The organism is Bacillus tequilensis KCTC 13622 (genome assembly GCF_000507145.1).
Taxonomy (GTDB): Bacteria; Bacillota; Bacilli; order Bacillales; family Bacillaceae; genus Bacillus; species Bacillus tequilensis.
In genome coordinates, this window is record NZ_AYTO01000028.1 from 17,772 (window position 1) to 39,383 (window position 21,612).

Genomic DNA, 21,612 nt, shown 5'->3' on the forward strand with positions numbered 1-21,612 from the left:
CCTATGGCAGAAAGTCTTCTTATCAAAGGCATTGCGATCGTGACAGAAAATGAAGTCATCAACAATGGCTATGTCGGAGTCAATGACGGGAAAATCAGCACAGTTTCCACAGAACGGCCTAAAGAGTCTTATTCAAAAGAGATTCAAGCACCCGCAGATTCCGTTTTGCTTCCCGGCATGATTGACATTCATATTCACGGCGGGTATGGCGCCGATACGATGGATGCAGCCTTTTCCGCCCTCGACACCATGTCCGCAAGACTTCCCGAAGAAGGCACGACGAGCTTTTTAGCAACAACGATTACGCAGGAACACGGGCATATTTCTCAAGCTTTGGTGAATGCAAGAGATTGGAAAGCAGCTGAAGAATCCTCTTTATTAGGCGCGGAACTGCTCGGCATTCATTTGGAGGGCCCCTTTGTTTCACCTAAAAGAGCCGGAGCGCAGCCAAAGGAATGGATCAGGCCGTCGGATGTTTCGCTTTTCAAAAAATGGCAGCAGGAGGCGGGCGGACTGATCAAAATTGTCACACTCGCGCCGGAGGAGGATCAGCATTTTGAACTGATCCGCTATTTGAAAGACGAATCAATTATCGCGTCGATGGGGCACACAGATGCCGACTCCGCATTACTGTCCGAGGCCGCGAAAGCAGGCGCGAGCCATATGACCCATCTTTACAACGCGATGAGCCCGTTTCATCACCGAGAGCCCGGAGTGATCGGAACCGCGCTTGCCCATGATGGGTTTGCGGCCGAGCTCATTGCCGACGGCATCCACTCCCACCCTTTTGCGGCAAAGCTCGCTTTTTTGGCAAAAGGCAGCAGCAAGCTCATTTTAATTACCGATTCCATGAGAGCAAAAGGCCTGAAGGACGGTGTATATGAGTTTGGCGGCCAAAGTGTGACGGTAAGAGGAAAAACAGCTCTGCTTTCAGACGGAACGCTTGCCGGCTCGATCCTCAAAATGAACGAAGGCGCACGGCATATGCGCGAGTTTACAAATTGCTCTTGGATGGATATAGCTAATATAACTTCTGCAAACGCGGCCAAACAGCTGGGCATCTTTGACCGGAAAGGCAGCGTCACTGTAGGAAAAGATGCAGATCTTGTAATTGTCAACAGTGATTGCGAGGTGATGCTCACCATCTGCCGCGGAAACATTGCATTTATATCCAAGGAGGCTGACCTGATATGAAAGTAATGGAATGTCAAACATATGAAGAGCTAAGCCAAAAAGCAGCCAGAATAGCGGCTGACACAATCATAGAAAAGCCTGACGCCGTTCTCGGTTTAGCGACAGGCGGCACACCGGAAGGCACGTATCGCGAGCTGATCCGCCTGCATCAAACGGAGAACCTCTCATTCCAAAACGTCACCACGGTTAATTTAGATGAGTACGCCGGACTTTCAAGCAATGACCCGAACAGCTATCACTTCTATATGAACGACCGTTTTTTTCAGCATATCGACAGCAAACCCAGCCGGCATTATATTCCGAATGGAAATGCAGACGACCTAGAAGCCGAATGCAGACGGTATGAACAGCTAGTCGAATCTCTGGGCGGCGCTGACATTCAGCTTCTCGGCATCGGCCGGAACGGACATATCGGCTTTAACGAACCGGGAACGCCTTTCAATTCGCGAACTCATGTTGTGACATTAAATGAACAAACCCGCAAGGCGAACGCCAGATATTTCCCTTCAATAGACAGCGTGCCGAAAAAAGCGCTCACAATGGGAATTCAGACCATTCTCTCAAGCAAGCGCATTCTGCTGCTTATTTCCGGCAAAAGCAAAGCGGAAGCTGCGAGAAAGCTCTTAGAAGGAGCCATCACTGAAGATTTTCCCGCATCTGCTTTGCACCTGCATGCTGATGTCACGGTATTAATCAAATGATATTCCGATGGCGATCGAATCATCGCATATTCCGTTTGAGGTAGCGGGTGAATTAAACGAATCGCATTTTCAGTCGTCAATTTACGAGCTTATTGAAAAGTACAACAACATCCCGATTTCCCGTGCAATACAGGAGCTTGAACCAAGTGCTGCAACGCCGGAAGAAGCAAGCATTCTTGGCATTCAAAAAGGGGCGCCTGTCCTGTTAATCAAACGAACAACATATTTACAGAACGGAACTGCTTTTGAACATGCAAAGTCAGTATACAGGAGCGACCGTTATACATTTGTCCATTATATGGATCGGCTGTCATAAAAAATCTCCAACCCTTTTAAGGATTGGAGACATGGCGAAAATCAAACTGGTCTGGCGCCTGACGAAATGTCTCTTTTTTCGTCTTGAACTTCCAGATCGGTGATTTCGTTTTGCCGTTAAATCTGTCTTCCACAATGGTGTACCAATAATAAACGGAGTTGGGTTCAAGATGATCCCAGCGGAATTCAGCGGTATCCCCGCTCTTCACTTGCTCCCGTTTTCCGAGCTCTTCATTGGTATATACATTGCATTCAAAATAATCCGTTTCCACCTTTTTGATTCTTGGCCTCAGATCAAGCGAAAGAGAAAACTCATCCTTGTTGCCATAGGTATCCATATCATAATAGTTTTTATCGTTTACATAAGGAGAGTACGTCGACACATGCACCATGTCATTCGCCTGATCAAATTGCAGCAGGCGCAAATACCCTTGCCCGCCTTCTGGCCCGCCCTGATAATCGGCCAGCATTTGATGAACAAGGCGATCCGGTTTTCCATCACCATCATCATCCAGCTCATCTGTTTTTCTCATGGCGCTATGATAATGCCCGCTCAGCACCATCACCACATTCGGATTCGGCTTCACGATTTCTTTGAAGATTTTCTCTCCGATCGGGCTTCTGTTGCCGCTGACCAGCAAATACTCATGAAACGCTAAAACAGCCATCCGGTCAGGGTGCTTCTTCAGCACCTGATTCATCCACGCGATGTCTTCATCGGTAATGCCCCACCCCATGTACAGCATGATATAATCATTGCCGTTGCTTGAGATCAAATCGTAATGTCCGCGGTTATTTTTATAAGAACCGCCATAATGTAATTTTTTTTCAAAACGATCACTGCCAAAGTATTTGCCAAACGCCCTGTAGGACCCGTCCTTATGTCCGACATCATGGTTACCGGCCAGCACACCGTAAGGAATCCCGCTCTTATCCAGAACGGACATTGATCGATCAGCGTTTTTCCACTGCCTAATGTCGGCGGAATCATCTACAATATCACCCGTGTGAAACACGTATTTGATATTGAGCTGCTTTTGATTATCTTTTATCCATGCGGTTTGTTTATCGAAAATATGCGGATAGCTTTCGGCGTAATACTGTGTATCGGACATCCAGACAAACGTGTACATCTTCTTCGCAGGAGGAATTTCATCCTGTACGATCACATTCATCTTCGACTTCCGCACAAAATCGGAGGCGATTACAGACGCCTTCAGTGTAAACGGCTTGTCATCCTTCGCAACAAAGCTGTCAACCGGCTGCCATTCATTTGTCCGGTAATTCCAAACATACATCGTCACCTTTCTGCCCGGCAAAGAACTTCCCTTCCAGACCGCCTCCGCCAAGTCATTCTCCTCAACCGACGAATCAACCGTCACTTCAAAGCGATGATAAGGAAAAAGCTCCTTCTCTTCGGTCGATACTGTTTTTCCGTCATCAGCCGATACCCGCTCCAATTCTTTATTCGTAAACGGGGTCTCGCTTTCCGGCATAAAGCTTTTCGGCGGTTCAGTCAGTGACGCGTGCTTAAATATTTTCACATTGTTCCGTGCGGTATATTGAAAACCTCTATAAAAAGCGACATCCATGGTGTCATTCGTCGGATCCTTCACCCGCACAGAAAGCTTAGCTCTATGCGTGTCGGCTTCGCTGTCTATGACCTCCGGCTGATCAGGATGCTCGCGTTCTGTTTTAAACGTTCTCTCAATGACTGTTTTATTGCCCGCCAGATCCGTTGCTGTCACTTTTAGCGAATGGTTTCCCGGCAAAAGCTCGGAGGATGACGTATAGTATGGAAGTGTAATGCTTTCCCCATCTAAAAACGCTTCCGCTTCCTCAATTTTGCTCCATTTATCATACATATCCGCCTGCAGAATGAGGTTTCCTTTGTATGTTTGTCCCTCGGTAATATTCGGCTCGATGTGCGGCCCTGAATTATCTACCCGCACAACCAGGCTTACATTTTCCTTGCCATCGCTTGCTTGAATATGGTGAGCGCCTTCAGAAAGCTTTGTTGTATCCCACTCCAATAGCTGTGACGTAAAAAGTTCGTCAGGCAGATTGAATTGATATTGCCAGCTTTTATTCGAACGCTGATTATCTCCAATAAACAGTTCTTTCTCGGGAGAAACCCTTTGATCCCTGATCACGGTCCCATCAGATAACACCAATCGGGCGTTTTTGACTAAGAAATCGTCACGATTTTCAGCCGTATCAAAAGGAGACACCTTTGAACCTGACCGTATCGTAATACGCTGCAGCTGCTTCCCTTTACGAAGCAGCGTCTCGGGCAATGGAACAGAGTAGGTGCGGTATTTATTTGTCGTATCATCAAACACCTTTAACACTTTGCCTTCCATCGTTACCGCGTTTTTAAAATAAAGATTCGTTTTCCTCGTATCGAACGCAAAAAATGCTTCCTTTTCCATAGCGGGCTCTGTCACTTGTTTCTTTCCATCAATCCACAGCTTCATGCTGCCAGTGCGCCCGTCTGTCGTCGCTTTGAGAAACTGGATTCCCGACAGCGTGTCTCTGTTTTCAATGTTCATCCGCAAACCGTGCGACTTGCTGGTTTGTTTAATATCAATCATTTTGACCGGCGTTTTTGCTTCATTGATCCCGTCTCCTGCCGCCACGTAATACTCAAGCTGGTCCTTCCCGATCAGCTCAGGTGAATACACAATATAGTGGTAGAGATTGTCATTTCGGTCTTTTTCAGCAAGAATGCGCTTAAACGGTTTGTTTTCATCTGTCCGATAGTAAAAAGCCGCTGTTTTCACAAGACTGCGGTCCCGTATGTCAGCCCGCAGTTCAATGCTTTCAGCAGGACGGACAGGCTTGCGGTCAGTCAAATCCTCAATGACCGGTTTTTCTTTATCGAGCTTGATTTTTCGTTTCTGCTCAGGCACCTGCGCCTGTAGTACAGTTCCGGGGGATGGACTCTTTTCTCCAATTGAAATATTGAGAAGTTCTGCGGTTCCGTCCAGCGGATACTTGTAAAGCACAGACGACAGCCGGCGCAGCGTATGTTTCCGATAATGTGCAACCGAAATGTCTTTTCCTGTATTCGTTGAAATCACGACTGCCCGCGGCTTGGTATTGGCCATGCCCTCTGCCCCTTCTATCACCGCGAGATTTTTCCCTTCCGTTAGCTGTGTCTGGTAATATCGATTGAAATCCTCCGCCTTCAATTCGGGATGCCCGGCAGGCTTCAGCCAAACCACATATGTTTCGCCGGATGGAATCGTGATCTTTTTTTCCGGTCTCCAAATGAGATCGGAGTCAGGCCCTTCTTTCGGATAGCGGTAACGGATGTGATAGTCTTTAAAATCAATGGTCCTGTCAGTCGTATTATAAACCTCAATAAATTCATAACCGTCTGCTCGTCCCGTGTTCTTCGTATCAACCGCTAACTCTGTGATCAAAAGCTCCGGAATATGAGAAAGGTCAGCCTGATATCCTTCAAGCTTCAATTTTTTCGTCTCCGACTCGACCCGCTGCTTCCCATTGGAAACCACAATGTAATACTCAAGCTCGCTGTTCCAAATCAATCGCTTCGGAATTTGCGCAAAAAACTTGCGGACCGCTCCAGGCGTTGGGTCCATGGGCACCATTTTGTAGCCCAGCTCATTACTTTGTTTGTAAAACAGAAAGGCGGAAAATGCTTGATACTCATTGTCACGCACTTGAGCCTCAACCATCAGATTGCTTTTCATTTCAGCCTTCACATCGATTTGAGGAGGATTTTCAAGCAAGGGTATGTAATGAGGCGTTTGAAATGGCTCCGGTTTTATAACAGGAACAGCTTTCGGTTCATGATGGCCGCCAGATAAAACTGAAAGAAAAGACAAAAATATTGAAGCGATAACTGTGTATTTCCTCATCAAAACACCTCCCTTTTTCGTATTTTGCGTCTGAATAGGGAAGCTTATGAGTTTATTTTTTATTTTCTATATTGTTAACAAATAAACATTTCATTTTTTATCACAACAGAATTTGATATCTATAATACATCCTTTTATTGTTCACTGGTAAACAATAATGAAGTGAAGGGAGACAAACCATGTCTGATCTGACAAAGCAGATGATATACGACATATACGTGAGACTGCTGCACCTTAATGAACAAAAAGCGAATACTTCACTTCAGCAATTTTTTAAGGAAGCCGCAGAAGAGGATATGATCGAAGTTCCTAAAAACATGACAAGCATTCATGTTATTAACTGTATCGGCCAGCATGAACCGATTAACAATGCGGGAATCGCCAGAAAAATGAACTTATCGAAAGCGAATGTAACGAAAATCAGCACAAAACTGATTAAGGAGGAATTCATTAACAGCTATCAGCTGACAGATAACAAAAAAGAAGTGTATTTCAAATTAACCCGTAAAGGCAGACGGATTTTCGACTTGCATGAGAAATTGCATAAAAAAAAGGAGCTGACGTTTTACCAATTCCTCGACTCATTCTCACAAGATGAGCAAAATACTGTACTGAAATTTTTAGAGCAGCTGACATCTGCACTTGGAAGCAGAACACACCGATGGGACTCCTGACAAACCTGTAAAGTAAAAAAAGACGGTGCACACTTTAATGATTACCAACGAATTTGAACACAACAGAGGGAGCTCCATCGGAATGTTTAACTTTATCAGATATACAGGCATGGCAGCAGGGCCGATGATTTCTGCCTATCTGCTCACCCTGATGCCGTCTGCCATGTCCTTTGGGCGCTTTTAGGTCTTGTATTTGCTGTATTGAGCTTCGGCCTTTTGCCCCAAGTGCAACACTCGCACAATAACTTCAAACATACATGTAAAAAAGCTGCCTTTGCCCGGCAGCTTTTTTTATTTTTTTCTAAGCGGCTCTAAAACGCCTTTTTGAATCAGCAAATGGAACACAGACAGGATGACGGATGCCCATATCGCTGTGCCAAAGCCATCGATTTGAAAACTGTCACCCATAATGGACGCGGTCATCATCAGCGTGATGGCGTTAATCACAAACAAGAAGAGACCAAACGTGACCATCGTGACTGGCAGTGTAAAGATAATCAAAAGCGGTTTAATCAGCACGTTTAAGATCGATAAAATGAGGCTGGCGATAATCGCTGCCCCGATACTGCTGATATGGATGGAGTCAATATATCCATCAATAACGATTAATAATAATGCATTTACCAAAATACTGACTGCCCATTTTACCATGTCATTTCATATCCCTTTCTGACGGAACGATAAAAATCCAAACGATATAAATGAGCAAAACAGGAAAAACACTTGTCATAACAGCTAAGATGACAGTTATGACTCTGAGGAGCGATGCGTCCCAATTGAAATATTCCGCGAGGCCTCCGACGACACCCGCAATTTTTTTGTTTTTTTCTGAGCGATAAAGTCTATTCATGCGATCACCTCTGTGAGTACTTTAGTTTGATGGCGCCTGTCAATGATTCTGAGAAGACGGTGATGTTTTGATCATGAGCCTGATTTGAAGTGAACATCATTTCTTTTTGAATGGTATCATTTTTTTCTTTCAGCATCTCAACATCCATTAATTCATGGGACAGCGAACCGAGATTGCTTTTCAGCTCTGCCTTTACGGCGAGATCGTCCGGAATCGCAAGCTCCACACTTCCGGTTGTCGTTTTTGCATAAATGGAGCGGCAATCCGATTCTATTACGTTAATCGCAATATTTCCGTTAAAGCTCTGAACGTCAATGGATTCGCTTCTCCCGCGAAGATCGATCAATCCGTTAATGGTTTCCGCTTCTATCGTGCCGCAGCTGTGGCTGGCAAGTTTAATTTGCCCGTTGGCCGTTTCCGCCGTGGCTTTTTCAGCTGTTAAATGCGAGAACGACAGCACGCCGTTTGTCGTTTTCGCCGAGAACTCTTTTACATGTAAATGTTCCCCTCTGACCGGGCCGTTAAACAGCTTCACCCGAATCTTATCATACTCCTTCTGAGGAATATAGAGAGTTACATTCGTTTTCATCGTTTTCTTCTCAGTACGGATAAAAAACTTATTTCCTTTAATTTCACATTCAATATGCTGAAGAAATGCATGTCTCGCCGCATCTTGGCTGTCAGCACGATATATCTTCGCCTGGCATTCTGCTCTGATATCCTCGTCTTCCCAAGGAACGATATTCACGCTGCCGTTGGCTATTTGAAGTTCAACACTGGAAAAGTCAGTATCTTTAAATTGAAAAATGTGCTGAACATCATACGCATGGCCAAAATTCAAATCAAGGTCAACTTCCTTGACCTTTTTCACAGCTGAATCAATCCAGTCAAACAGCTTGGCTCCCAAAGACGGCTTACCGCTTTCTTTTTTTGCTGCTGTAAATGGCTCTTCCTCGTCATGAACGTGAACTGAGAGCGCTGTGATTTTTTCTTCTTTTTCCTTGTAGTCGCTGTCAAGCTTTTCAATCAGTGTCAAAGCCTCTTGTGCTGTAAGCTTTCCTTCCTCAACAAGCTTAAGGATTCGTTCCTTTTCTTGCTTCATTACGATCTCCTCCCCATTGTCTACTTATGCTGCACGCAGCACCTTAATGCCCTGAATCACATTCCAAATGATAATGCCGATGACAACTAAGAAATAAATAACCGCTCCCCCAAAGATCACAAATACAGGCAGCAAGCTGTCCTCATCAATCGCAATGGCTCCGCCAAGAAAAGCGATAAAAAGGAACAGCCAGCCGACAAAAGGAATAATGTGAGAAATAAGAGAACGTATCGCATGGCGTTTTGTTTCTTTCTCATCTACAACAAAATATGCGACAATCGGCACAATGATAGGCGCAATGAACACACTGAAATAACAAAGGGATGCAATAACAGCCTGATTACGGTTCAATTCATTCCACACTCCTGTTTTGAATTGTCCATGACAAAAGATCAGGGACGTTTTACTTATTTATACGTTTCAAACGTCTTCAAGTTTCAAATTCATTCTTTAGACATGCTCCGATTTACGGAAATTGGATTTTAAAAAGTTTCAGAAGTAGAATCTTCCGGCTGTACCGATTACAATATGTAAAAAGCTTACGGCAATCAAGGAGGCTGGACAAGCAATGGAAAAAGACCCCAGTGACTATACAGTAACACAAGAATCAGTGTTAAAGCTGATTCATGAACAAAAAAGAATGAATCGTGAAATGATCGCCGAGCTTGAACAGATTCATGGATCCCTTTCGATCTCTCACGATATTCAATACATAAAAGTACTGCTCGACAGCAGCAATACACATATTGTTCAAGATTTAATAAGTGTGAGTAAGCAGTTGTATAAGAAGACTTTGTAATTGCGGAAAAAGTTGCGTTTATTATAACAAAACAAAGCTAAAGGTTAGGTGACAGCATCTTGCCTTTTTTGTTTTGAAGGAACAAACAGTTCTCTGCCGTTACATATAATTGTAACAAAAAAAGCCTGCCGGCATGTCCAACGAATGGACTCTGCCAGCAGGCTGTGACTATCAGAAAGAACGATAGCCGTTCAAAAATTAACGTAATAATTGAAGTACGTTTTGCGGCTGTTGGTTCGCTTGAGCAAGCATCGCTTGAGAAGCTTGAGAAAGAATGTTGTTCTTTGTGAACTCGCTCATTTCTTTCGCCATGTCAACGTCACGGATACGAGACTCAGCAGCTGTCAGGTTTTCACCAGAAGCGCTCAAGTTGTTGATTGTGTGCTCAAGACGGTTTTGTACCGCACCGAGTTTAGCACGTTGACCTGAAACATTTGTAATTGCAGAATCAATTTTTTCGATCTCAGTGTCAAAACTAAAATCATCCGCTGCAACATCAATACCTTTTACTCCTAAAGTTGTTGCATCCATGTTGCCAATTGTAACATTAATGTTTTGGTTAGCATTTGCACCAATTTGGAATGTAAATCCTGCTGTTACAGTACCGTCTAATAATTTTTTTCCGTTAAATTCAGTACGTTGAGAGATACCATCGATCTCGTCAGTCAAAGCATCCATTTCATCTTTAATTGCAGTTAAATCCTCTTTTTGTTGTGTCCCAGTGTTACCCGCTTGAACAGTAAGTTCACGCATACGTTGAAGGATCGCATGAGTTTCAGTCAATGCACCCTCAGCTGTTTGGATAAGAGAGATTCCATCTTGAGAGTTTTTAGAAGCCATTTCAAGACCTCTGATTTGTCCTCTCATTTTTTCAGAGATCGCAAGACCCGCTGCGTCATCTCCCGCACGGTTGATACGAAGACCTGAAGAAAGTTTCTCCATGTTCTTTTGGCTAGCACCGTTGTTTGAGCCTAAACGGTTTAGTGTGTTAAGTGCTGCGATATTGTGGTTAATTCTCATGTGTAACATACCTCCATGTGTATATGTTTTGAAATCAAAGACTTCCTTTTCTTTGATTTCTGGCGTATGAGATTCCATTAAAGCTTCTAACTTTATCAGGATACTTTAAACCCCTTATTAGGGCTTTTTCACCTAATATGGAAAACATATTCGCCTTTCAATTCATATATCGACAGCTCTTTGTAAATGTTCAGGCGTTTTTCCAAAGAAATTTTCTCCACTAAAAAATGAAATGATGACACAAATGTGAACTTCACCCTCTAGGCCATAAAAAAAGCTTGCCTGCTAAGCCCAAAGATGGACTTGCTGACAAGCTGAAACCTCTCTGAATAGAGGATATTAAGATGTAGCTGTTTCTTTCGCTTTCAAGATCGATGTCATGCGTTTTTTGTCACGCTCCATAACAGGCTTCAGATAACGGCCTGTATACGATTCTTCGACTTCGGTGATTTCCTCAGGTGTACCTGACGCGACAATGGTTCCGCCACCTGCTCCGCCTTCAGGCCCCAGATCCACAATATAATCCGCCGTCTTAATGATATCAAGATTATGCTCAATAACGAGGACTGTATCGCCATTGTCCACCAAACGCTGAAGCACGACAAGGAGTCTGGCGATATCGTCGACGTGCAAGCCCGTCGTCGGCTCATCTAAAATGTAGAGGGTGCGCCCCGTTGAGCGTTTGTGCAGCTCCGATGCGAGCTTCACACGCTGCGCTTCTCCGCCTGACAAGGTCGTTGCCGGCTGGCCCAGCGTAATATAACCTAAGCCAACATCATAAAGGGTTTGGAGCTTACGCTTGATTTTCGGGATGTTTTCAAAGAAAGAAAGAGCATCTTCAACAGTCATATCAAGCACATCGGAAATGCTTTTTCCTTTGTACGTCACTTCTAACGTTTCCCGGTTATAACGTTTGCCGTGGCATACCTCACACGGAACGTACACGTCAGGAAGGAAATGCATTTCAATTTTAATAATTCCGTCTCCGCGGCAGGCTTCACATCGGCCGCCCTTCACATTAAAGCTGAAACGGCCTTTTTTATAGCCGCGGACCTTCGCTTCATTTGTCTGCGCGAATACATCGCGAATGTCGTCAAACACTCCGGTGTATGTCGCAGGATTGGATCTCGGCGTTCTTCCAATTGGCGCCTGGTCAATGTCTATGACTTTGTCCAAGTGATCCAAGCCTTTTATTTCTTTATGGCTGCCAGGCTTTGCTTTCGCTTTATGAAGCTTTTGCGCCAGTGCCTTGTGTAAAATTTCATTGATCAGGGTACTCTTCCCTGAGCCGGAAACCCCTGTAACTGCTGTGAATGTTCCAAGCGGGAACTTGGCATTCACTTTCTTCAGGTTGTTTTCTGCAGCGCCTTTTATCTCAATGTAACGGCCGTCCGGCTTTCTTCTTTCAGGAGGCAATGGGATGAACTTTTCCCCTGATAAATAGCTTCCTGTCAATGAATCTGGATCTTTCATCACTTCTTCCGGCGTTCCCGCAGACATCACCTGTCCGCCATGAATGCCGGCTCCCGGCCCTATATCGATTAAATAATCGGCTGCCATCATTGTGTCCTCATCATGTTCGACAACAATCAGCGTGTTTCCAAGGTCTCTCATATTTTTCAAGGCACTGATCAATCGGTCGTTATCACGCTGATGCAGCCCGATTGACGGCTCATCTAAAATATAAAGCACACCGGATAAACGTGAGCCAATTTGCGTTGCCAGCCTGATACGCTGCGCCTCTCCCCCGGACAATGTTCCCGCCGCCCTGCTTAATGTCAGATAATCAAGGCCGACTTTGTCTAAAAAGCTTAAACGCTCCACAATTTCGCGCAAGATCAAATTGGCAATCTGCATATCCTTCTCAGAAAGGGTAAGGCCTTTGAAGAAAGTGAGTGCATCAGTTACAGACTGCTCGGTAATTTTTCCGATGTGGCGGCCGTCAATCAGTACGGCAAGCGCTTCTCTCTTTAACCGGTAGCCTTTACATGTTGGACAAGCCTTTTGAGACATATACTGTTCCATTTGCTCACGAATGAAATCAGAGCTTGTCTCCTTATAGCGTCTTTCAATATTGCGCAAGACGCCTTCAAATTGAATGTCGCCTTCTCGTATTTGCCCAAAGTCATTTTCATAACGGAAATAAATCAAATCATCTCCGCTGCCATACAGCACTTTATCCAACTGATCCTTCGGCAGCTCTTTTACCGGCACATCCATATCAATTCCATAGTGGGTGCAGACCGCATGAAGCAGCTGCGGGTAATATTGTGAGCTGATCGGTGTCCAAGGGGCGACCGCATTCTCCTTTAATGATAATTCTTGATTGGGGATGACGAGATCCGCATCCACTTCAAGCTTCATTCCGAGACCGTCACACGTCGGACACGCGCCGAACGGGCTGTTGAACGAAAACAGCCGCGGCTCAAGTTCGCCAATTGAAAATCCGCAGTGCGGACAGGCATGATGCTCACTGAACATCAGCTCTTCCTTACCAATGACATCAATCATAATCCGTCCTTCACCTAAGCGAAGCGCTGTTTCCAATGAATCAGACAGACGGGCTGACACGCCTTCTTTCACCACAATCCGGTCAATGACAACCTCAATCGAATGCTTTTTATTCTTTTCTAATTCGATATCATCAGAAAGCTCTGCCATCTCGCCGTCAATTCTGACTCTGACATAACCTTGTTTTCTGATCTGGTCCAGCACCTTGACATGAGCGCCTTTGCGGCCTGAAACAATTGGAGCCAGAACTTGAAGCTTCGTCCGTTCCGGGTATTCCAAAATTCTGTCCACCATCTGCTCAATGGTCTGCGACGTAATCTCAATCCCGTGCTCAGGGCAATGCGGCTTTCCTACTCTCGCATACAAAAGGCGAAGATAATCATAAATCTCAGTTACCGTACCGACAGTTGATCTCGGATTGCGGCTCGTTGTTTTCTGATCGATGCTGATGGCGGGAGACAGTCCCTCAATCGCGTCAACATCCGGCTTATCCATTTGCCCTAAAAACTGGCGGGCATAGGCAGACAGCGACTCGACATACCGTCTCTGCCCTTCTGCATATATAGTGTCAAAGGCAAGGGAGGATTTCCCTGATCCTGACAAACCCGTGACAACGACAAGCTGGTCTCTTGGAATTGTTACATCGATATTTTTCAGGTTATGCGCCCTGGCTCCCTTCACCTCTATCCGATCCATAGCCATTTGCTCATCATCCTTCCGCTTTTAGCTCTAAAAGTAAATCGCGAAGCTCCGCGGCTCTTTCAAAGTCAAGCGCCTTGGCTGCTTCTTTCATTTCGTGCTCCATCTGTTCAACGACCTTCTGACGTTCTTTCTTCGTCATTTTCGACAGCTTCGGCGCGACTTTTGTTTTGTATTCTGCTTTATCTTCAGCTGCTACTGTGGCACGAATCACATCACGAATTTCCTTATTTATTGTTTGCGGCGTAATGCCGTGCTCTTCGTTAAACCGCTCCTGCTGCTCACGGCGGCGTTTTGTTTCATTCATCGCAATTTCCATAGACTTCGTTATTTTATCGGCATACATAATGACGCGGCCTTCCGAGTTCCTGGCTGCCCGTCCGATAGTCTGGATCAGCGACCGCTCCGAACGAAGGAAACCTTCCTTATCCGCATCCAAAATCGCGACAAGAGATACTTCAGGAATGTCGAGTCCTTCCCTCAGCAGGTTGATGCCGATAAGCACATCATGCTTGCCAAGGCGAAGGTCGCGAATGATCTCAATCCGTTCAAGCGTTTTAATCTCCGAATGTAGATAGTTTACTTTAATGCCGATTTCCTTCAAATAATCGGTCAGGTCCTCTGACATTTTCTTCGTCAAGGTTGTGACGAGCACCCGTTCATTTCGCTCAATTCTTGCTTGAATTTCGCCGATCAAATCATCAATCTGGCCTTCGATCGGACGCACCTCAATGAGCGGATCAAGAAGACCGGTCGGACGGATGATCTGCTCAACCATTTCATCCGTGTGCTCAATCTCATACGGCCCTGGCGTAGCAGATACATACACGATATTGTGCATATGCTTTTCAAACTCTTCAAAACGGAGCGGACGGTTATCAAGCGCCGATGGAAGACGGAAGCCGTGATCCACGAGCACCTGTTTCCGCGCCTGGTCTCCGTTAAACATACCGCGCACCTGAGGAATCGTCACATGCGACTCATCCACCACGATCATGAAATCGTCGGGGAAATAATCAAGAAGCGTATATGGCGTTGAACCAGGAGGCCGAAGCGTCAAATGTCTTGAATAGTTCTCAATGCCGGAGCAGAAACCCATTTCCCGCATCATTTCAAGATCATATCTTGTCCGCTGCTCTAAACGCTGCGCTTCAAGCAGCTTGCCATTTTCATGCATGACCTTCAGCTGCTCCTCGAGCTCTTTCTCGATATTTTGAATCGCTTTCTCCATTTTCTCGGCACGCGTTACGAAGTGGGATGCCGGGAAAATCGCGACGTGATCGCGGTCGCCGAGAATTTCTCCTGTCAGGGCATCAACTTCTCGGATCCGTTCGATTTCATCCCCGAAAAACTCAACTCTTATACAATGTTCATCACGAGAGGCCGGGAAGATTTCCACTACATCTCCGCGCACACGAAATGTACCGCGCTGAAAGTCGATATCGTTGCGGGCATATTGGATGTCTACAAGCTTTCTGAGCAGCTCGTTGCGTTCGATTTCCATTTCAGGCCGCAAAGACAAAACCATTTCCCGGTATTCTTCCGGCGAACCGAGACCATATATACAAGACACACTCGCAATAATAATGACATCTCTCCGTTCAAACAAAGACGATGTTGCGGAGTGCCTCAATTTATCAATTTCATCATTAATACTAGCGTCTTTCTCTATAAATGTATCCGTTTGAGGCACATACGCCTCCGGCTGATAATAATCATAGTAGCTGACAAAATACTCGACAGCGTTGTTCGGAAAAAATTCCTTGAACTCGCTGTAAAGCTGTCCGGCGAGGGTTTTGTTATGGGCAATCACGAGCGTCGGCTTATTGACTTCTTTAATCAAATTGGACACTGTAAATGTTTTGCCCGTTCCTGTCGCGCCCAGCAGAGTCTGATGCTTCTTGCCCTCCTGAATCCCTTTTACAAGTTTTTCAATGGCTTTTGGCTGATCTCCCTGGGGCTGATATTTCGAGACTAACTCAAAGCGATCTTTCACAAAATAAGCCTCCGTTTCTTTAACGAAATCTTCCTATAGATATAGTAACACAACGGAAAGCAAAATCACCAAAAATACGAACTAAAGTTCGGTGGTTTTTTATTTCCAGCTGTTTTCGTGTATAAAAAACCTGCTTTCAAACGCAAAAGCAGGAATTCAGTCTTTTATATTCATTATGTCCGATTTATTCTTCTTTTTTCTCAGCAGCTTTTTTAGCCATATACAGTCCGCCGGCCACAAGAGACACAACATCCAACCCTACAATAAAATACGTTTCTGTATAGCCTTTTAAATAGGAGGCAAACAGCAATGCAGCTGTTAGAGCGATCGCCACATAATGATTAAAGGTAACTCTTGTAAATAGCACAACAAGCATAAAAGGGAAAAATAATGCAAAAACGGCTTTTGTAATCAACAAAAACCCTCCTCAGGGATTCTTCATCTGATCTGATTATAGTAAAAAATGAAGAATCGGACAATCATTCAATCGTTCCCTCTTTGTACACCATACCCTTTTTCAGCCTAAATCAATCATCATATCTGCACTTTGGTTCCGGCTGACAGAAAAAAAACTAGATAAATAATAGAATAGGTTGATTTAGCAGTTACGAAAGCTCAATAAAAATGGACAGGGGGCGGACGAATATGCAATTCAAGTTCGTTACATCTGTTTTAACAGCAGCCGTACTACCCAGTCTCCTCCTGATGGCATCGCATCCCGCTCCTGCAATCACAGGTTTAGCCGATGAAGTGCTTCCGGATAATCATTATAGATGAAAGCCCCAGACGGCCGCCGATGGAAAAACAAAACAGCCGGCGAGCGTGATCGATCCGCTTCGCTTACTTCTCCAAGCGGAAAAAGCGACGATTTTAAAATTCAGTATGTGGCTCCTGAGAAGACAACCGTTCTCGAAGCAGAAGATCATGGTCACCTCTCGACGATTAAGCGGGGAGAAAGTGTGTATTTGAGACTGAAATCGATGACGAGTGACTACAGGACAACAAGCAAAGCAACAATGATTTCACTTATTCTATTAAAAAAATAAATTGATTACATACATGAGTGCCGCTGTTCTATTTTTGTTTATACATGCCCTTCTCCAAATTCGAGAATAAAAGAAAAATAGGCATACTGCACCAGTCCGACTGTATTTTTCGTGATATTCTAACTAACTTAACTATTCATTTCATTTAGGACTTTCTGGGTTTGACAGCATTTTCCTGAAAATCTACAATTGAACGATAGTGTTTACTATCATTTTTTCTGAACACAGGCTCCGTTATAAAAGACTAGAGAGAAAAAATATGAAGGAATGGGGGTTCAAATATGTATTCTGTTATTTTTCGCCAAGCAGAAGAGTCCAGCCGGCTGGCTGGAGCAAAAGGCATGAATTTGATTAAACTGACTAAACACGGTCTTCCTGTACCAGACGGGTTTATTATTCAGACGAATGCGCTTGCCCGTTTTATGGAGGAAAACCAGCTTCATGAGACTAGCGAAAGCATTGAAAGCGGGATCATTGCCGGAACATTTTCTGATGAACTGAAAGAGGAGCTGACGGATTCCTTTTACAAGCTAAGAGAATCATACCGCTCTGTGGCCGTGCGTTCTTCATCCGCCTCGGAAGATTTAGAAGGCGCTTCCTTCGCGGGCCAATACGAAACCTACTTAAATATCAAAACAGAGGAAGAGTTTTTGGCTAAAGTGAAAGAATGCTGGGGCTCATTTTTTTCAGGCCGAGTCAGCACCTATAAGAAAAAAATGAACAATCAAATCACAGAACCGTTAATGGGCATTGTCGTTCAGGGGCTGATTGATTCAGAAGTGTCAGGTGTTATTTTCAGCCGCAATCCTGTTACCCATGATGATAGAGAGCTATTAATCAGCGCAAGCTATGGTTTAGGAGAAGCTGTCGTCTCTGGAAGCGTCACCCCGGACACATTTATCGTCAATAAATCCTCATTCGAGATTCAGAAAGAAATAGGCACAAAGGAAATCTACATGGAGTCTGCGGCAGAAGGAATTGCTGAAAAAGAAACGAGCGAAGATATGCGCAAGCGTTTTTGCCTTACAGATGAACAAGTGATTGAACTGGCTGAAATCACGAAAAAAACCGAAGACCTGTACGGATATCCAGTCGATATCGAATTCGGAATCGCTAATCATCAAGTATACCTTCTGCAAGCCCGCCCGATCACAACCATTGAACAGGACAAAAAAGCGGCAGAAGAAAAACGCAGCTTCATGATGACAGACGCCGATATGAAAGATTTCTGGATCAACATGGAGTCAAATATTGAAGGTCCGGTAAGTCCGTTATTTTCATCATTCATTGTACCGGCTATGGAATACGGCTTGAAGAGAAACATGCAAAAGTTTCCGCTTGGGGCAATTGCAGAAGAAGTGAAGCTTTATCGCGGGCACATTTATTCCAAAAATCAAGGCGGACATCAGCCTGATGAGGACTGCGGCAAAGAGATTTTTCCGATATTATCGGAGCGTATGTATGACATCATCAAACACACCTACCTTCCATTTTACGAGACGCTGGATCAGCTCGCACAAACTGATCATACTGCTGAAAGCGCACTCGATGCTTTTAGAAAGTTAAAAGCCTTTTATCTCAGAGCTTATGATGAACATTTCAATATTGTTTTCCCGCAAATGCTTCTGACAAACAAATTGCGAGCGATGTACCAGCACATTCAAGGAGAGTCTGAAACCGCTCATTTTTACGAAATGCTGACAGGAAAAATGAACAAATCACTGGAAACTGACCGCTGCCTGTGGCTATACTCCGTTGAAGTTCGGGAAAACCCGAATCTGCTGGCGATTTTTGAAAACACCGAGCCGGAACAGCTCCAAGAAAAATTAGAACAAACAGATGAGGGCAGACACTTTCTGAAGAACATTCATGAATTTTTGCAGGATTACGGGTGGAGGTCTGTAAAGAGCCATGATCTGATTGAACAGATTTGGGCAGAAAATCCGTATTTTGCTCTGGCCAATATTCAAAATTACGTCCGCAATGGCTATCATTTTGACAATGAATTTCAGAAAACGAAAGAAAAACGAGAGAAATTATATCATGACTTCTTGGAAAACATAGAAGATCCCCACGTACGAGAACAATTTGACCAGTATTATCAGTGGACGCTGAACTCTGCAAATATAATGGATGACCACCACTTTTATATCGATGCCATGCTGGATGCCAAGGCGAGGGTCTTCCTGCTGAAGGTAGGTGAATTGCTGGTGAAACATGGTGTCATTCAAGATCGGGAGGACCTTTGGTTCTTGTATGATGATGAAGTGGAAAACGCGCTCCTTCATCCTGTATCTCTGCAAGAAAAAGCTGAAAAACGCAGACAGGCCTTTCATGAGTATGAGCTGGCCAAAGCCCCTGCCTACCTCGGTACTCCGACAAAAGAACAGCTCAAAATCGCTGAAGAGATTGTCGGCGCTGTTATTGAGGATGAAAAAAACACGGAGAATCACATTTTTGGCATCGCGGCATCAAGCGGTATTGCCACAGGTCCAGTAAAAATCATTCGGGACGCCAGTGAATTTTCTCAATTCGCGTCTGGGGACATCCTCGTTTGCAAAATGACCACCCCGCTATGGACCAGCCTGTTTCAAGACGCCAAAGCGATTATTACAGACACAGGGGGCATTTTGTCCCACGCTGCGATTATTGCTCGCGAATACGGCATTCCCGCCGTACTCGGCACCCGTACGGCAACAGAAAGACTTAGACACGGGGATATCGTCACCGTCGACGGAAGCAGCGGCAAAATCACGGTTGTCAGCCGGGCTTGATGCGTTCCCGCTCTTTCTTATACAAGCGGGGCAGGTGTATACTTGTCCTGCCAGTATATTCGTGAGGTGAAGCGTATTGAGATCGACAAACAAGAGAATCCTTGATGCTGCCACGCAGCTGCTCGTCAAAAAAGGATATCGCGCTATGACGACAAAAGAAATCGCGGAAAAAGCAAACGTAAGTGAAGCGACGATTTTCAGGAATTTCAAAAACAAGCAGGGACTGGTCGAGGTTTTGCTTTCTCAGTATTCCTCAAATCAAGGCAGCATTCTGGAACAAACCGAAGGAGATTTGTACAAAGACCTGCTTCATATCGGAACCTGTCTCTTGGAGGAGCTCGAACGAAGAAAAGATATCATTAAAATCAGTTTTCGTGAACCGGCCATGTTTCAGGGGGTCATCAACCACGTCACTGAATATCCCCAATGTATGAAACAGCTGTTGGTTGATTATCTCAAAACAATGGGCGAAAAAGGGGTTATTCAGTCAGGAGATGAAGCGGAGCATGCCGACGTGTTCATGTCGATCATTTTTGGTTATTTTATTCACCGTCTCCATTTAGGAGACAGGGTGATTTCAATGTCCCAGGAAAAAATGCTGGAGCATAGCACAGCTCTGTTTGTCAAAGGAATTTCTTGATGATTTCCTTGGCATAACAAGAAGGAGGATCCCAATGAGCTCAAGAAAAGAATGGGCGCTGATCGTCTCGCTATTATTAGGGGCCATCCTCGCTCCCATCAACTCAACGATGATCGCGGTCGCGCTCTCATCCATATCCCATACGTATAACGAGTCCATCGCAAGCATCACTTGGGTGGTCACCGTTTATTTAATCGTGATGGCCGTCACACAGCCAATTGCTGGAAAACTCGGTGACATGTACGGCAATAAAACAATGTACTTATGGGGCGTCGGCCTTTTTCTAATCGCGTCTTTAGGCTGCGCCCTCTCACCGAGCCTGGTGCTGTTGATTGTCTTTCGGGCGTTGCAGGCTGTCGGCGGCGCACTGCTTACGCCAAATAGCATCGCCATTATCCGTCACGTTGTTTCTGAAAAGCGCCTTCCGAAGGTGTTTGGATTTTTTGGGCTTGGCGCGGGGCTTGGCGCCGCTCTTGGGCCTTTCATCGGCTCTTTGCTGATTGACAGCTTTAGCTGGCATTCGATTTTTTGGGTCAACATCCCGTTTCTCGCCATTGCTTTAATTACGGCATTAACCATGTTCCCACAATATAAAGAAAACAAATCTGACGCGCCGCTGGATATTATCGGTTCTCTCCTGCTTGCAGGCAGCATCGTTTCAATCATCCTGCTGACGAAAAATGAAACTTCATGGGGCTATGCGGTATACAGTGTATTGATCCTTCTTTTTGTCCCGCTTTTTTTCAGAAGAGAAAAACGCACAAAGCACCCAATCATAGATTTTAGACTGTTTAAAAGCTCAACCTTTACAAATGCCAACCTATCAGTCTTATTAAGCAATCTGATGATGTACGCCGTCTTATTGATCATGCCGTTATTCATGACGAGCCAATTTGGGCTCAATACGTCTAACAGCGGCATGGCGCTCTCTGTATTTTCGATCTTCATGTCGGCCAGCAACTGGGTGGGGGCACAGCTCCATCACAAATGGGGAGCAAAAAAAATCATTTTTCTTTCATTTGCGATGATGGCTGGTGCGAATCTATTATTTTTGCTGTTAAGCAGCTCTCATTCTGTCTTGTTCCTTATGATCTCCCTTATTCTAGGCGGGCTCGCATCGGGAGTGGGACTGACCAGCATGCAGATATCATCTCTTGCCACAGTAGATCCCGGCATGTCAGGAGTGGCGTCCGGCATTTTCTCGACCTTCCGTTATTTCGGAAGCATTATTTCATCAGCCTTAATCGGTCTGATTTCCGGATACCACACCTTATTTATCATTCTCTTCGCTGTCTCCATCATTGGCGTTTTTGTTTCATTAGGCATCAAATCTGATGAAACGGCACGGATGGAAAAAAACTCAGCGTAACGCAAAACAGCCCGGCACCGCATATTCTTGCGGTG

Annotated in this window: 17 protein-coding genes and 3 pseudogenes; 11 read left to right on the forward strand and 9 right to left on the reverse strand. The window is 44.9% G+C overall.

Annotated elements, in window-relative coordinates; genetic code table 11:
* Positions 1 to 3 precede the first annotated feature (3 nt).
* The 3 genes and pseudogenes from nagA to nagR all read left to right on the forward strand — a co-directional run.
* On the forward strand, positions 4 to 1,194 hold the full coding sequence (nagA, locus tag V756_RS0107885; RefSeq protein WP_024714176.1) for an N-acetylglucosamine-6-phosphate deacetylase: 1,191 nt from the start codon (positions 4 to 6) through the stop codon (positions 1,192 to 1,194).
* Entirely contained in the window at positions 1,191 to 1,895 is a 705-nt protein-coding gene (gene nagB / locus V756_RS0107890; protein WP_024714177.1) for a glucosamine-6-phosphate deaminase, read from the forward strand. Before nagA ends, nagB begins: the two co-directional genes overlap by 4 nt.
* Positions 1,888 to 2,211 (forward strand): annotated as a pseudogene (nagR, locus tag V756_RS0107895) (N-acetylglucosamine utilization transcriptional regulator NagR); the annotation flags it as partial. The gene nagB and the pseudogene nagR, both read left to right, overlap by 8 nt.
* A gap of 16 nt (positions 2,212 to 2,227) precedes the next feature.
* On the opposite strand, the gene V756_RS0107900 reads toward nagR, so the two are convergent.
* Positions 2,228 to 6,097, reverse strand: a complete 3,870-nt coding sequence (locus V756_RS0107900; RefSeq protein WP_024714179.1) for a lamin tail domain-containing metallophosphoesterase family protein — start codon at positions 6,095 to 6,097, stop codon at positions 2,228 to 2,230.
* 179 nt (positions 6,098 to 6,276) lie between these two features.
* Here V756_RS0107900 and pchR point away from each other — a divergent pair.
* Positions 6,277 to 6,787 (forward strand): annotated as a pseudogene (gene pchR, locus V756_RS01000000122080) (pulcherriminic acid biosynthesis transcriptional regulator PchR).
* A 9-nt stretch (positions 6,788 to 6,796) separates the two neighbouring features.
* Positions 6,797 to 7,086 (forward strand): annotated as a pseudogene (locus tag V756_RS1000000123380) (hypothetical protein); the annotation flags it as partial.
* Here the strand turns inward: V756_RS1000000123380 and V756_RS0107915 are convergent.
* From V756_RS0107915 to V756_RS0107930, 4 genes are read right to left on the reverse strand one after another with little or no spacing between them, the layout of a single operon-like run.
* Complete coding sequence (locus V756_RS0107915; protein WP_024714180.1) at positions 7,063 to 7,422, reverse strand: phage holin family protein; 360 nt, start codon at positions 7,420 to 7,422, stop codon at positions 7,063 to 7,065. The pseudogene V756_RS1000000123380 and the gene V756_RS0107915 sit on opposite strands and share 24 nt — an antisense overlap.
* A 1-nt stretch (position 7,423) precedes the next feature.
* Positions 7,424 to 7,621, reverse strand: coding sequence for a PspC domain-containing protein (locus tag V756_RS0107920; RefSeq protein ID WP_024714181.1), 198 nt, complete (start codon positions 7,619 to 7,621; stop codon positions 7,424 to 7,426).
* Between the two features lie 4 nt (positions 7,622 to 7,625).
* On the reverse strand, positions 7,626 to 8,723 hold the full coding sequence (locus V756_RS0107925) for a DUF4097 family beta strand repeat-containing protein (protein ID WP_024714182.1): 1,098 nt from the start codon (positions 8,721 to 8,723) through the stop codon (positions 7,626 to 7,628).
* Between the two features lie 24 nt (positions 8,724 to 8,747).
* The gene (locus V756_RS0107930; protein ID WP_024714183.1) at positions 8,748 to 9,074 is read right to left on the reverse strand and encodes a hypothetical protein; all 327 of its coding nucleotides are present in this window, start codon (positions 9,072 to 9,074) and stop codon (positions 8,748 to 8,750) included.
* A 217-nt stretch (positions 9,075 to 9,291) separates the two neighbouring features.
* Here V756_RS0107930 and V756_RS0107935 point away from each other — a divergent pair, with 217 nt between their 5' ends.
* Positions 9,292 to 9,522 (forward strand): hypothetical protein, encoded by a 231-nt coding sequence (locus V756_RS0107935; RefSeq protein WP_024714184.1) that lies wholly within the window; start codon positions 9,292 to 9,294, stop codon positions 9,520 to 9,522.
* A gap of 198 nt (positions 9,523 to 9,720) precedes the next feature.
* Here V756_RS0107935 and hag read toward each other — a convergent pair whose 3' ends face one another.
* The 4 genes from hag to V756_RS0107955 all read right to left on the reverse strand — a co-directional run bounded on the left by hag (position 9,721) and on the right by V756_RS0107955 (position 16,163).
* Positions 9,721 to 10,542, reverse strand: coding sequence for a flagellin Hag (hag, locus tag V756_RS0107940; RefSeq protein WP_024714185.1), 822 nt, complete (start codon positions 10,540 to 10,542; stop codon positions 9,721 to 9,723).
* Positions 10,543 to 10,881: 339 nt separating this feature from the next.
* Positions 10,882 to 13,755, reverse strand: a complete 2,874-nt coding sequence (gene uvrA, locus V756_RS0107945) for an excinuclease ABC subunit UvrA (RefSeq protein WP_024714186.1) — start codon at positions 13,753 to 13,755, stop codon at positions 10,882 to 10,884.
* A 7-nt stretch (positions 13,756 to 13,762) separates the two neighbouring features.
* A complete protein-coding gene (uvrB, locus tag V756_RS0107950; RefSeq protein WP_024714187.1) occupies positions 13,763 to 15,748 on the reverse strand; it encodes an excinuclease ABC subunit UvrB in 1,986 nt (661 codons plus the stop codon).
* A gap of 184 nt (positions 15,749 to 15,932) precedes the next feature.
* On the reverse strand, positions 15,933 to 16,163 hold the full coding sequence (locus V756_RS0107955; protein WP_003228053.1) for a CsbA family protein: 231 nt from the start codon (positions 16,161 to 16,163) through the stop codon (positions 15,933 to 15,935).
* Between the two features lie 230 nt (positions 16,164 to 16,393).
* Between V756_RS0107955 and V756_RS1000000124350 the strand changes: the two genes are divergently transcribed.
* From V756_RS1000000124350 to V756_RS0107975, 5 genes are all read left to right on the forward strand, one after another.
* Positions 16,394 to 16,525: a hypothetical protein gene (locus tag V756_RS1000000124350; RefSeq protein WP_255210021.1), complete on the forward strand. Its 132-nt coding sequence runs from the start codon at positions 16,394 to 16,396 to the stop codon at positions 16,523 to 16,525.
* Positions 16,522 to 16,794 carry a hypothetical protein gene (locus tag V756_RS01000000122085; RefSeq protein WP_255210022.1) on the forward strand — a complete coding sequence of 91 codons (273 nt, stop codon included), beginning with the start codon at positions 16,522 to 16,524 and terminating at the stop codon, positions 16,792 to 16,794. The genes V756_RS1000000124350 and V756_RS01000000122085 overlap by 4 nt, the downstream gene beginning before the upstream one ends.
* 281 nt (positions 16,795 to 17,075) lie before the next feature.
* Positions 17,076 to 19,568, forward strand: coding sequence for a PEP/pyruvate-binding domain-containing protein (locus V756_RS0107965; protein ID WP_024714188.1), 2,493 nt, complete (start codon positions 17,076 to 17,078; stop codon positions 19,566 to 19,568).
* Positions 19,569 to 19,644: 76 nt separating this feature from the next.
* Entirely contained in the window at positions 19,645 to 20,208 is a 564-nt protein-coding gene (locus V756_RS0107970) for a TetR/AcrR family transcriptional regulator (RefSeq protein ID WP_024714189.1), read from the forward strand.
* 34 nt (positions 20,209 to 20,242) lie between these two features.
* On the forward strand, positions 20,243 to 21,577 hold the full coding sequence (locus V756_RS0107975; protein ID WP_024714190.1) for an MFS transporter: 1,335 nt from the start codon (positions 20,243 to 20,245) through the stop codon (positions 21,575 to 21,577).
* The last annotated feature ends 35 nt before the right edge of the window (positions 21,578 to 21,612 follow it).